Below are 12,251 nucleotides of genomic sequence, written 5' to 3'. Positions count from 1 at the left end.
AGAATTTTCTCGCCGCTTACGGCGCCGTCCTCCAGCAGCTCGGAGGTAATCAGCAGCTCACTGAGATGCGTCCGGAAATCGAACGGTCCGCAATCTGCTCACCGCCGATTGTCCGGTCAGCCAGCTTTTCAGGGCCGATGCTGCCGTTTTTCAGCTTTTCTCCGCCGATAGAATGATCCAGCAGCTTGCCGCCGCTGATGCTGCCTTCCACCAAATGCTCGCCTGAAATGGATTCGTGGGCGATTTTAGAGGAGGTAACCGCCTTTTCGGCAATGTTGATGCTCTGTACCGCATAATCCTGCAGCCACGGTGTACCGATAATGCCGAATTTCAGCTTGGACCCGTCAATCGTGCGGGGGGCGATTTTGGAGCCGGTAACCGCCGCTTCGGAAATGTCATCGGTATAGACCTTCTGCAGCCGTTCCTTTTCTGTCAGCAGCGGTTCAGCAGGGATGCTTATCCGGACATCCGTCTCGCTCAGGGACGGAGCCTGGGATGCCGGCTGTTGCTGCGTCTCTGGCTGTAGCTGCGGAGCCGGCTCAACTGTAACAGCTTCTGCCGGAGCCGGAAGCTCCGCCGTGCCTACCCCGCTGACCACCAGTGTCTGATCCGGCGTATCCGCCACCGTATCCGTTTCCCCGGTTGATGTATCCCCCTGTACTCTTGGACCGCTACGCAGCATGCTCAGTTCTGTTTTATTGGGATTATCCACATAATAAAGACGCCGTTTGGATTGGTTATGCCGGTTCTTTCTGGAGCCCTTCACAAGCAGTCTCCTCCTTCCATCGATTGTTTCTCCTTGGCATCATATGCAGTGGCATAGGCGGATGACACCCTTTTACACCAGGCCGGGCATGGTTTAGCAGTGCAACATTCATCTTTTTTTAAGAGGATATCCCCTTCTTCTATACAAGTAGAAACGGCTATGCCGTCCTCAACAGGACGATATCCGTTTCTGCAGGAAATATAAGGATGAGGTATAGTGTAAAACTTATAAATTCTTATATTTTAAAAAAGGGCATCTGCCGCCGCGCATTCGTCCATCCTCAAGCCCCAGTACAAACATACAATGCTAGAGAAGCGGAACCGCCGTCACAGGGCGTCATTACAGAAGCTAACAGGAGGAACGAACATGGGGCAAAAGCTCGTGGGGATACTGCTAAATGCCGCTATGCACCGGGGCGTTCCCCGGTTAAAAACGGGACAGGAGTCGCTTGCGGCCTACGAGGAGGCTGCTGCCGGATATGGAATGGTCCCCTGCTTCCTGCAGCTGTCCGACATCAATCTTGAACCCGGATTCAGCGTGGCTTACGTAAAAGGCCTTCAGGGATACCAGCGGACCGTCGTCCCTACGCCGTCCGTTATTCATAACAGGGCCATTTTTAGCCCGCGCAGTACCGGGATCGAACGGCTGCTGGGGCAGGGCCTCCTGATTTTTAATACATGCAACCGTTATGGAAAAGATCAGATTCATGGTCTGCTGCAGCAGAATGAGGCTTTGCGGGGATTCTTGCCTGACTCTGCAGCCGGGCTGGCCGGACTCAGGGACATGGTGAACCGCCATCATGATCTCATTCTCAAGCCGTGCCGCGGGAGTGTCGGGAAGGGCGTTATGCGCCTGTCGCGAAAAAGCGGTTCCGGGCGCTGGACCTGGACTTATCTTCCTTCCGGGTCCCGCCGCTATGCCAGCAGAAGCGTCAGCCAGGAGAATCTGCACCGGGTGCTGCGGGCACGCTTCGCTGCCATGCCGTATCTGGTGCAGGAGCGTATTCCGCTGGCCGAAATGAACGGCCGCCCCTTTGATCTGCGTGTCACGGTACAGCGCGGCTGGGGCGGAGACTGGCAGGTAACCGGCATGTTCGCCAAGCTTGCGGCACCGGGCGGCTTCGTCTCCAATATCGCCAGGGGCGGCGAAGCGTTCAGCGCCTCTGCGGTGCTGGAGCAGGTCTTCGGCGGTGAGGCGGCTGCAAGCATCCGCATGTCCGTCCAGATGCTCAGCCTCTCAATTGCACGCCAGCTGGAGAGAAGCCTGCCCGGGCTGGCCGATATCGGGCTGGATATCGGCATCACCAAAGACCGGCGCCTGTACTTTATTGAGTGCAACGGGCGCGACCAGCGGTACGGCTTCCAAAAAGCCGGGCTCAGGGACACCTGGAAGGACAGCTACCGCAGACCCATGGGCTATGCCCGTTTCCTGCTGGATGACCCCTCCAGGTATATCCGTTATTGATTTGTCTCCTATTCTATGTCAATATAATGCAGAGCAGTAACGGTCCCGGCTAACGGGACCGTTACTCTGCAAGACGGAAGGGAGATAATCATGGTTAAACAATTGCTGCGGCTGATGACCGAGCTGTCTTCGCATAGGTGGCTTTCCCGGTTAATGGGGGCTTTTTCCCATAGCAGACTCAGCCGTTTTTTGATCCCAACATTTATACGGACTTATCATATTCCTGCCGCCGAAGCGGAGAAGTCGTCCGGAGAGTATCACACGCTGAATGAATTTTTCAGCCGCAGGCTGAAGCCGGGCATGCGCCAGGTCGCAGAAGGCGCAGGCGCTGTGGCAAGTCCCGTAGACGCTCTGATCACCGCGATGGGCGAGATTCATTCCGGAACCATCATGAATGTCAAAGGTCAGGATTACCTGCTGGAGGAGCTGCTCAACCACTCACCTCATCAGGAGCTTTACAAAAAAGGCTTCTTTTTCGTCCTGTACCTCAGTCCAACCGATTACCACCGTATTCACTCGCCGCTTACCGGACGCCGGATTGAGAGCGATTATATCCGCGGACGGGCATATCCAGTCAACGAATTCGGCATGAGACATATGAAAAGCGTGCTGAGCCGCAACGAACGGCTCATTACTTATATTGCCGGAGCAAACGGTGAAGCCGCCGTTGTGAAGGTGGGCGCGATGAACGTCAGCAGCATCCGCTATTCGGATGAGCAGGCTGATCAGTGGCTGATCGGCGATGATCTCGCCTATTTTGAATTCGGATCCACAGTAGTACTGCTGCTTGAGAACGGTACCTTTACCCCGCGTCCCGGACTTGCGGAAGGTACCAAGGTCAGGATGGGTGAACTGCTCGGAACGCAAAGCAGGTCTTAGCTTGAATCCCGTTATCTTTGCAAAAAGGGTACTCCATTGCCGGTTAAGGCAGGGAGTACCCTTTATTGTGGTTTGATCCTCAGACTCCGTTATTCCATCACCTTGCCCGGATTGGCTACATCCCGTGCCTTCTCCTGTACCTCTTCGGGAACCCCGAGATAAAAGCGGCTGACGGGCTTCACGTCATCATCCAGCTTGTAGACAAGCGGGACTCCGGTGGGCACATTCAGATTCAGCAGGGTCGGCTCATCCAGATCCTCCATGAATTTAATCAGTGCCCGCAGCGTGTTGCCATGGGCCGAGATCAGCACCCGCTCCTTCTTGCGGATCAGCGGCACAATCCGGTTGTTCCAGAAATCGCCGACACGTAGAACGGTATCCTGCAGACTCTCACCGCGAGGGATATCGCCTTGGCGGACCTCCTTATAGCGGACATCGTTGCGGGCATACCGCGGATCATCCGGCGTGAGCAGCGGCGGACGGACCGACAGGCTGCGCCGCCAGATATGCAGCTGCTCTTCCCCGTATTTAACGGCGGTTTCGCTTTTGCTCAGCCCCTGCAGCGCCCCGTAATGCCGCTCGTTCAGCTTCCATGATTTCTGCACCGGAATCCAGAGCAGGTCCATCTCCTCGAGCACATAGTTCAGCGTCTTGATCGAGCGCTTCAACACAGAAGCAAAAGCAAGATCGAAAGAGTAGCCCGCCTCCCGGAGCAGCTTGCCGGCGGCCTTGGCCTCCTGAACCCCTTTTTCCGTCAAATCCGGATCACTCCAGCCCGTAAACAGGTTCTGGCGGTTGTATTCGCTCTCTCCATGCCGTATCAACACGATTTCGTACATACTCTCTCTCCTTTACCCTTTGGCTCATTTGCTTGCTATGATGATTATACGGTACTCCGGGGGAATGTTGCCTATCCTTACCCTTATACCCCGGCAGGAAGGGACAGATACGCATAGCCGCAAATACATCTCACGGCCGCCAAACCCGGAAATCAAAAAACCGGCCGCCTGCCGGCTCCGGTTCTCTGCTGAAACTGCTCTATACTTACGTTGTTTCCTTTATTTCATATAAAAGCTTTAGAACCACTGATCGGTGGCTGTGCCGCTCATCTGTTTCATACGTCTCCAGCGGCTCCGGCAATAACCGGCACTCCCGCACTTGAGCGCATTATTTGAAATCCGGCGTCCTCTTAACATGCCTGTATTCTCCCCTTTCATGCTGCATATAGATCTTCTGCTAAACCAGGTTGCAACGTATTTACCCTCAGCAGAAAAGGCTGAAACAAAGCGGCATGTACAGGGTTAAGGCCACAGGCGGTCAGCGGATTTCGGAAGGACTTTTGCCGGTGTGCTGCTTGAATTGGCGGCTGAAAAAGAAAATATCACGGTATCCCAGCGCATCCGCCACCTCGGTGACATTCATCCCGGCATACAGCAGCAGATGCTGTGCCCGCTCAATCGGCCCGGATGACATAAGACTGCACCGAAGAACCGGTGATTTCCTTGAATTTGATAGAAAAGTAACGCGGGGACAGGCCGCCCGGGCGGCCAGATCCTCTACCCGGTGCGAGGCCCCGGGATGCTGGCTTACATAATTGGCCACCTCATGGATAATTTCGGTCAGATGATTGCTGACATGCCGTTCTACCGGCATCATCTGGTCCTCACGCAGCAGATGAATCATCAGCTGCTTCAGAATCAGACGTCCCTCCTCCTCTGCGGCAAAAGTCTTCACCAGAAACAGCCGCACATAACGGGCGAGCAGATGCTCGAACTCCACCGTTTCACTCAGTTCCCGGTAAGGCTCGGGGATCTCAGTCACCGCTTCGGTCACATCAAAATGAATATATGTAAGAACCAGAGGCTTTTGCGGATTATGTGTCGCATACGTATAATCGCCCGGGCGGAACAGGAAGCAGCTTCCCTTGCCCACCTGAAAAGGCGTACCATTGCGTACGACCGTTCCTTCCCCGCTCCAGACATAGAACAAATCATAATTTTGCAGCGGCTTCTCTCTTTTCTGCCATCTCCAGCCCGGTTCACAGACAATCTTCGCCAGGGCCGGAAGTATGACAAAAGAGGACGGCGATGCGTGAAGCATAATTTTTCCCCCTCCTAAAGGTTGTTTACGGTTACTATAAAAAATTGAACTGATCATTGTAATTTTCGGGATTGGTTGTAACTCCGGAAAATGTTTGGACTCCCGGGCGCTGTTCGCGGTAACATCCGCTGACTGCTTAGGCTTCCGGAGTGTGCTTTTCTGTGCCGAAAAGCTTTCCGGGGGCGCCTCCGCTCCCTACAGCTTCCCTGCCTATGGCTGATTACCGGACAAGCTCCCCGCCGGCGTCAGCTTATCGGATTAAGTGGTGGACTTAATGATAATGGAGTGTTGGGGCTGCTATCGATGCCATTAAAGGGATTTTTCCCTTTAATTGAGCACTTTCAGCACGCTACTGATGCCATTAAGGGGATTTTTCCCTTTAAATGAGTACTTTTGGCCCGCTATTTGGTTCCATTAAGGGGATTTTTCCCTTTAATTGAGAACTTTCGGCACTTTAAGTGAGCACTTTCAGCGGCTTTTCCAAAAGGCTTTATACTCATTTAGCTCTTGGCTGCGATTCCGGCACAATTAGCTCCTGCATTAAGGCCAAATCTATTTAGCACCCTTTTTTCTTACCTTTAATAATACCTTGTCACGCACGGTTTTGCACATCATTCCAGGCCAGCTGCAGGCGGTTCACGCCCTCCTCCAGTGCTGCGGCATCCAGGTGGGAGAACGAAAAGCAGGCCGCCGCACCGGAGGGCCTGATCCGGTACAGCGCAGCATCGCGGAAATCTGCACCGCGCCGCAGGGCAGCCGCCCGGAAGGCGGCGAATTCCGCGTCTGTGCGCAGCCATCGCGCATATAGATGCAGGCCGGCGTCACCCGGCAGCACTTCAAAAACCGTCCCGAGCCGCGCGGCCAACAGCGTCCGGAGAAGACGCGCACGTTCACCGTAAACGCGCGTCATGCGCCGCAGGTGCCGGCTGTACCCGCCGGTACCCATGAACCGCGCCAGGGCGCGCTGTTCCAGCTGGCCCGCCGGCAGCGGCTCATATAGCGCCTTGGCGGCAGTCACCGGCGCCACCAGTGATGAAGGCAGCACGGCGAAGCCTACCCGCAGCCCGAAGAACATGCTGTTGGAGAAGGAGCCGACATAAACGACCCGCTCCTCCCGGTCAAGTGCCTTCAGCGGCTCAATCGGCCGTCCGCCCCAGCGGAACTCGCTGTCATAATCATCCTCGATAATGACAGCCTGATGACGCCGGGCCCACTCCAGCAGTCTGCGCCTCCGCTCCAGAGGCAGCACTGCCCCGGTAGGAAACTGGCGGCTCGGCGTAACGAATAGCAGCCGGGCTGCCCAGTCCTCCGGGACCAGTCCTTCCGCATCCACCCTGCCCGGCAGCAGGCATCCGCCGCTGATCTCCACCGCGCGGCGGATGCCGTGATAGCCCGGATCCTCAACCACAGCACAGCTGCCCTGCTCCAGCAGGAGCTGGGTCAGGATGACAATGCCCTGCATGGAGCCGCTGAACAGCACGATCTGTCCGGCCTCTGCACGGATACCGCGGGTAATCCGCAGATGGGCGGCGATCGCCCGCCGCAGCCCTTCATCACCCTGGGGCGGGCAGTAGCTGTCCAGCAGGCCGCCCTGCTTGCCCCCGGCAAAATTCAGGGCGCTCCGCCACTCGGCGTACGGGAACTGCCCCCGCTCCATACCGCTGCTGCGGAAGCTGATGAAGCCGTCCCCGGCCCGTTCATAGACAGAGAGCTGCCGCTCCATCAGCCTCTCTCCCCAGGCACTGAGCTTAACCTGCGCTGTTGAACCCGCCGTCTTGTTCCCGTAACCCGGAGTTCCCTCAGCTGCAGCTCCTCCTCCGCTGAAAGCCGCAGCCACAGTCCCACCAGCACCAGCCCCCGGTCCGACACCGCCTCTCACCTCAGCGCGCTTATCTTCTCCGGGCAAGCCCGGGGATGCACTGCTCCCCTCATACGTACCAGCACCATCACCAGCCTCACGCTCCTTCCAGCCATCGCCTCCCGGCACGGAACTGCCTGTCTCCCCGAGCCACTCACGTTCGAATCCCGCCGGGCTTGCCGGCGGTTCTCCGGCTCCTTCCTTTCCTCCGTCTTCGCCAAACATCCCCGCTGCCGAGACAAAGGTACCGCGCCCCCGTTCAGTTTGGATATAGCCGTCGGCAAGCAGCATATCGTATACCTGCGATGCCGACCCGCGGGACAGCTGGTACAGCTCTGCCAGCTTCCTTGTTGAAGGCAGCCGTGTCCCTCCGGGCAGCGTTCCGCCCAGGATCGCTGTGCGGAGTGCATGATAGAGTGCAAGATATTTGTAGCGGTAGACGTCGAGATACTGTTCATAAGGCAGCGTAAAAATCATACATCTCCTTCTCTCTCCAAAGTGGACCATTAAAATTAATGTAAACCGGTCCTTTTTTTATGTCAATTCTTGCTCTATGCTGATTAAAATTTGATGGGCACCTGCACCAACATGCATCTGCTTCAATTAAAGAGAGGATGACCAGCCATGCGCAGAAAAGAGTTCAAGATCGAACAGGAAGAGGAAATCACAGCTTTTCTCCAGGGGATGAGCTTCGGCTTTCTGGGAACCGCCGATGAACAGGGGCTCCCCCGGGTGACGCCGCTGAACTTTGTATATTCGGAAGGCCATTTCTATTTTCACGGCAGTCATGCCGGAGGCAAAATGGACCACATCCGCAGCCAGCAGCAGGTCTGCTTCACCGTAGCAGATGAATTTGCGCTGATTCCTTCCTATTTCAGTGATCCTGAGCTGTCCTGCCCGGCCACCGCCTACTTCAAAAGCGTAACAGCCTACGGGAAGGCCGAGCCGGTAGAGGATCTCACTGAAAAAGCTGCCGTCTTATTTCTCTTCATGCAAAAGCTGCAGCCTGAAGGCGGCTATGTCCCCATCACTGCAGATGATCCCAAATACAGGCCGCGCCTGAAGGGGGTTGCCGTTGTCCGGATCACTCCCGAGGAGCTGACCGCCAAATTCAAATTCGGCCAGAATCTGAAGGAGGACGGGCGGGCAGGCGTTACGCGCGGCCTCACAGAACGCGGCGGAGCCCGCGATGCCGAAACACTGGAAATGATGAAGAAATACTGCCCCTACCATTCCTGACGGAATTTTTCGAAAAGTATTCAAAAAACGCGGCTTTCTTCAGTGACGGCGGCAGGCCACGGTGATATAATGTTAGGCAATGTTAACGTATATATCCCAGAAGAATACCGGAAGGATGAAACGGATGAATCCACTGGCTGGACAATTGAACGACAATATCAAGGCAGGCAATGAACATGTGTACGACATGCTTTCCAATCTTGGCAAAGCGATCTATTTTCCCAAAGAGGGCATTCTGAGCCAATCTGCCGAGGCGGCGGCTCACGCCAAGAAGTACAATGCTACCATCGGTATCGCAACCGAGAACGGTGTCCCTATGCATCTTGCCGTCATTCAGGATAAGCTGTCCGCATACAGTCCCAAAGACCTGTACGGCTATGCGCCGCCTGCCGGCAAACCGGAGCTGCGCACCGTATGGCGGGAAAAGATGCTGCGCGAAAACCCTTCGCTCGAAGGCAAATCCTTCGGCAATCCCGTTGTAACCAACGCCCTTACCCACGGGCTTAGTATTGTTGCCGATCTGTTCGCCGAGGAAGGCGATGCCATCATCTATCCGGACAAGAACTGGGAGAACTACGAGCTGACCTTCGGAATCCGCCGGCTCAGCCGCATCGTCAATTATCCCCTGTTCACTGAAGATATGAAGTTCAACAGCGAAGGCCTGCTCGATGCACTGCTCGCCCAGAAGGACCACGGCAAAGCCATCGTACTGCTGAACTTCCCTAATAATCCTACCGGCTATACACCGGGTCTTGAAGAAGGCGAAGCGATTGTCGCCGCCATTCTCCGTGCGGCCGAGGAAGGGATCAATGTTGTCGTGGTCAGCGATGACGCCTATTTCGGCCTCTTCTTTGAGGATTCACTCAAGGAATCACTGTTTGGCCGTCTGGCTAACCTGCATCCGCGCGTGCTTGCCGTCAAGGTTGACGGGGCTACCAAGGAAGAGTTCGTCTGGGGCTTCCGTGTCGGATTCATCACTTTTGCTTCGGAAGACAAAGAGCTGCTGGCTGCCCTGGAGCAGAAGACGCTCGGTATTATCCGCGCAACGATTTCCAGCGGAGCCCATCCTTCACAGACCTTTGTGCTGGATGCCCTGAAAGCGCCGGAGTTCCTGCAGCAGAAGGAAGAAAAGTTTCAGATCATGAAAGGCCGTGCCAACAAAGTGAAGGCACTGCTGGACAGCGGCAAATACGGTGACGACGTCTGGACCTATTATCCGTTCAACTCCGGCTACTTCATGTGTCTGAAGCTGCACACGGTGCCGGCCGAAGCACTGCGTCTCCACCTGATCCACCAGTACGGACTGGGCACGATCGCCCTGGGCGAGACGGATCTGCGCGTTGCCTTCTCCTGTATTGAGGAAGATCAGCTTGAGGATCTGTTCGACATGGTATACGCAGGCATCCGTGATCTGGAGCAGGCCAACAAATAAGCTTATCTTACACAAACAGACAGTCCCGGAATCACCGGGGCTGTTTTTTTGCTATCATAAGTGCCGCCGTTAAGTACCTTAGTCAGCGCACATGCCAATGCTCAACCTTGCGGGGTTATTTTGCAGCCACATGGCATTGGCCTATACACGTTCCTCCCTGTGCACATACAATACGGTGTACTCAAGTACAACAACACATTCGAAAGGGGAATGAACATGAGCGAAGAAGTAAGAGGCGGATACGGATACCCTGGATTTACAAGCACTGGCGCTATTCTGGTTCTCTTCATCCTGCTGGTTATCATCAGCCGTTCACTCTTTGTCTAACTGAAATCTTTTGATATACAGCAAAGAAGCCTTGATGCGGAGCCTATGCTCCCTTCAAGGCTTCTTGCTGTTATGCTTGCTTCTATCCGTTACAGGTCATCTTCGTCCGGGTCAGCCGCTTTGCGCTGCATATACATTTTGAAAAAGAAAGCCAACAGCGCACCGCACAGCAGGCTGCCGGCGGCCGGAAGCGGACGTTCCCCCAGGGTGAGCAGAAAAGGCCAGCCAAGCAGTACAGCCAGTATAAGCAGCGTCCGGAAAATGAACTGCGTCGTGCTGTCCGCCCTGCTGCCTGCAGGCAGCGGATACACCGTCAGCCAGAACGACTCACTGTGCAGCTTGCGCAGTGCAGACAGCTGGATGCCGGTGATGAACAGGAAAAACAGGTAGATGCCGGTACCGGCATAACTGCTGCGGTTCCACAGGACCAGCAGCATGCCTAGAACGGCAATCCGCAGCACGATGCCGAAGACATCGCCGCGGGCGAAGCTTTTGGTCAGCAGGAAGCGGTAGGCGCTGTCCCGCCGCCAGGGAATGCTGCCGCCCCAGCGGGCCAGATAACGCCGGGCATAGACCCGCTGCTCCCGTCCCGGCACGTCCACGAACCAGCCGAGCATCATCAGGGCTCTGGTACCCTGGTTCTTCTCAGTGGCAATCAGCCGCTCCCAGGGAACGGCATGCCGGTTAGGAACACGGAGCGCCGCGAAATAGGCAGCAGCCAGAATAACGATAAAGATCAATGCCCGCAGCGGAGGCTGCCATAACCATGCCGCGATCATCAGAGCGCCTACGGCCCAGCGCAGCAGCTGGTATCCGGCTGCTGCAGGACGTGAGAGCATCGCGATCTCCCGCCACAGCCCGTAGCTGGACAGCAGCTTCACTGCAATCAGCACCAGGCCTGTAAGCAGCAAGGATTGGGGCTCAGCATCCGTGCGTATGTACAGCGGCCATAATGTAATGAGAATGAAGGCCAGCCGGAGAATTTTCCAGACGTTTCCGCTCACCCAAGCCGGTGCAAAATACTCCTTCATCCGGTGGCCCTGCGGCAGGAGAAAGATCGTATCCGGGCTCCGCAGATAAGTGCGGAAGCTGCTGTGCACCGCTGCAGGCAGCAGGAGCACCAGCATAATCCAGCGGATCGGCAGATCGGCCGGCGTGTCGCGCAGCAGCGCGGTATACCAGGCTGAGAAGGCGATCAGCACAAGCAGGAGCACCATGGCTACACCGCTTCTGATTACATATCCCGCATAGGGGATCATGCTGCCCATGAACCGGCTGCGCCGCTGCCGGCGCAGCTCTTTCAAATCCATATCATTTCCCTCCCTGCACCAGTTCGTAGAACAGCTGCTCCAGGTTCAGGCCGCGCAGGCCGGCAGCTTCAGTCATCTCGGCAAGCGTGCCCTGGGCGATAACCTTACCGCGGTGCAGCACAATGAAGCGGTCGCAATAGTTCTCAATTGTGGAGAGGATGTGGGAGCTGAGCAGGATGGAAGCGCCCGATTGTTTCAGCTCCAGCATGAAATCAAGCAGGGAGCGGATACCGAGCGGATCAAGCCCCAGGAAGGGCTCGTCAATGACATAGAGTGCCGGCCTTGCCACAAAGGCACACATAATCATGACCTTCTGCTTCATCCCCTTGGATAAATGGGAGGACAGCGTATCCATCTTGTCCTCCATATTAAAGAGTGCGGCCAGCTGCAGGCTGCGGGTCTCATAATCACTGCGCTCTACACCGTAAGCCCTGGCCGTAAATTCAACATGCTCGCGGACCGTCATTTCCTCATACAGGAGAGGCGATTCCGGCACGAACGTCAGAGCGCTGTGATACCCTTCCGGATCGCTGCTCCTGGTCTTGCCCCGGACGGTGATTTCGCCCTTGTGCGGCGACATCAGCCCCAGGATATGCTTCATGGTTGTGCTCTTGCCTGCACCGTTCAGGCCGATCAGCCCGACCATTTCGCCGGGCTTCACCTGCAGGCCGATATCATGCAGTACCGGCTTGTTCAGGCTGTATCCTCCGCTTAATCCCGTAATTTGCAGTACGGGGGCACTATTCATTGACCGTCACCTCCCGTGGTTTTGTTCTTGAGCCACTTTGGCGCTCCTTTATTCTTACGGTTCTTCTCGCGTTCCAGCACTGCTGCTGCGCTCCTTACCGCCGCCCCCAGCAGGGGCCGTTCCAGCTC

At 56.0% G+C, this 12,251-nt stretch carries 10 protein-coding genes and 1 pseudogene; 5 read left to right on the top strand and 6 right to left on the bottom strand.

The genetic code is table 11. The features are described from left to right. Positions 1-49: 49 nt before the first annotated feature. Complete coding sequence (locus tag AWJ19_RS05110) at positions 50-766, bottom strand: hypothetical protein (RefSeq protein WP_068721986.1); 717 nt, start codon at positions 764-766, stop codon at positions 50-52. Between the two features lie 366 nt (positions 767-1,132). On the opposite strand from AWJ19_RS05110, the gene AWJ19_RS05105 reads away from it, so the two are divergent. Both AWJ19_RS05105 and asd read left to right on the top strand, forming a co-directional pair. After that, positions 1,133-2,230 carry a YheC/YheD family protein gene (locus AWJ19_RS05105; RefSeq protein ID WP_068721985.1) on the top strand — a complete coding sequence of 366 codons (1,098 nt, stop codon included), beginning with the start codon at positions 1,133-1,135 and terminating at the stop codon, positions 2,228-2,230. 90 nt (positions 2,231-2,320) lie between these two features. After that, entirely contained in the window at positions 2,321-3,109 is a 789-nt protein-coding gene (gene asd, locus AWJ19_RS05100; protein ID WP_068721984.1) for an archaetidylserine decarboxylase, read from the top strand. An 89-nt stretch (positions 3,110-3,198) separates the two neighbouring features. Here asd and gpmA read toward each other — a convergent pair whose 3' ends face one another. The 3 genes and pseudogenes from gpmA to AWJ19_RS05085 form a co-directional block, all read right to left on the bottom strand. Then, positions 3,199-3,948, bottom strand: coding sequence for a 2,3-diphosphoglycerate-dependent phosphoglycerate mutase (gene gpmA, locus AWJ19_RS05095; protein WP_068721983.1), 750 nt, complete (start codon positions 3,946-3,948; stop codon positions 3,199-3,201). 478 nt (positions 3,949-4,426) lie between these two features. Next, a pseudogene (locus tag AWJ19_RS05090) lies at positions 4,427-5,209 on the bottom strand (AraC family transcriptional regulator). A gap of 592 nt (positions 5,210-5,801) precedes the next feature. Next, positions 5,802-7,544 carry a PLP-dependent aminotransferase family protein gene (locus AWJ19_RS05085; protein ID WP_068721982.1) on the bottom strand — a complete coding sequence of 581 codons (1,743 nt, stop codon included), beginning with the start codon at positions 7,542-7,544 and terminating at the stop codon, positions 5,802-5,804. Positions 7,545-7,691: 147 nt separating this feature from the next. Here AWJ19_RS05085 and AWJ19_RS05080 point away from each other — a divergent pair, with 147 nt between their 5' ends. The 3 genes from AWJ19_RS05080 to AWJ19_RS36110 all read left to right on the top strand — a co-directional run bounded on the left by AWJ19_RS05080 (position 7,692) and on the right by AWJ19_RS36110 (position 10,065). Beyond that, positions 7,692-8,306 (top strand): pyridoxamine 5'-phosphate oxidase family protein, encoded by a 615-nt coding sequence (locus AWJ19_RS05080; RefSeq protein ID WP_068721981.1) that lies wholly within the window; start codon positions 7,692-7,694, stop codon positions 8,304-8,306. A 124-nt stretch (positions 8,307-8,430) separates the two neighbouring features. After that, complete coding sequence (locus tag AWJ19_RS05075) at positions 8,431-9,738, top strand: aminotransferase class I/II-fold pyridoxal phosphate-dependent enzyme (RefSeq protein WP_068721980.1); 1,308 nt, start codon at positions 8,431-8,433, stop codon at positions 9,736-9,738. 216 nt (positions 9,739-9,954) lie between these two features. Then, positions 9,955-10,065 (top strand): hypothetical protein, encoded by a 111-nt coding sequence (locus AWJ19_RS36110; RefSeq protein ID WP_020429695.1) that lies wholly within the window; start codon positions 9,955-9,957, stop codon positions 10,063-10,065. An 89-nt stretch (positions 10,066-10,154) separates the two neighbouring features. Here the strand turns inward: AWJ19_RS36110 and AWJ19_RS05070 are convergent, their stop codons facing one another. Next, on the bottom strand, positions 10,155-11,375 hold the full coding sequence (locus tag AWJ19_RS05070; protein ID WP_068721979.1) for an ABC transporter permease: 1,221 nt from the start codon (positions 11,373-11,375) through the stop codon (positions 10,155-10,157). Position 11,376: 1 nt separating this feature from the next. Continuing rightward, entirely contained in the window at positions 11,377-12,123 is a 747-nt protein-coding gene (locus AWJ19_RS05065; protein ID WP_068721978.1) for an ABC transporter ATP-binding protein, read from the bottom strand. Between the last annotated feature and the right edge of the window lie 128 nt (positions 12,124-12,251).

It is taken from the genome of Paenibacillus sp. DMB5, from assembly GCF_001517085.1.
Taxonomy (GTDB): Bacteria; Bacillota; Bacilli; order Paenibacillales; family Paenibacillaceae; genus Paenibacillus_AQ.
Note: the sequence above shows the minus strand (reverse complement) of the source record. Positions and strands in the feature narration are given on the sequence as shown.

Excerpts from the sequence above, each read along its gene's own strand:
- AWJ19_RS05105 (WP_068721985.1), top strand. The coding sequence starts at position 1,133 with ATGGGGCAAAAGCTCGTGGGGATACTGCTAAATGCCGCTATGCACCGG.
- asd (WP_068721984.1), top strand. The coding sequence starts at position 2,321 with ATGGTTAAACAATTGCTGCGGCTGATGACCGAGCTGTCTTCGCATAGG.
- gpmA (WP_068721983.1), bottom strand. The coding sequence starts at position 3,948 with ATGTACGAAATCGTGTTGATACGGCATGGAGAGAGCGAATACAACCGC.
- AWJ19_RS05085 (WP_068721982.1), bottom strand. The coding sequence starts at position 7,544 with ATGATTTTTACGCTGCCTTATGAACAGTATCTCGACGTCTACCGCTAC.
- AWJ19_RS05080 (WP_068721981.1), top strand. The coding sequence starts at position 7,692 with ATGCGCAGAAAAGAGTTCAAGATCGAACAGGAAGAGGAAATCACAGCT.
- AWJ19_RS05075 (WP_068721980.1), top strand. The coding sequence starts at position 8,431 with ATGAATCCACTGGCTGGACAATTGAACGACAATATCAAGGCAGGCAAT.
- AWJ19_RS36110 (WP_020429695.1), top strand. The coding sequence starts at position 9,955 with ATGAGCGAAGAAGTAAGAGGCGGATACGGATACCCTGGATTTACAAGC.
- AWJ19_RS05070 (WP_068721979.1), bottom strand. The coding sequence starts at position 11,375 with ATGGATTTGAAAGAGCTGCGCCGGCAGCGGCGCAGCCGGTTCATGGGC.
- AWJ19_RS05065 (WP_068721978.1), bottom strand. The coding sequence starts at position 12,123 with ATGAATAGTGCCCCCGTACTGCAAATTACGGGATTAAGCGGAGGATAC.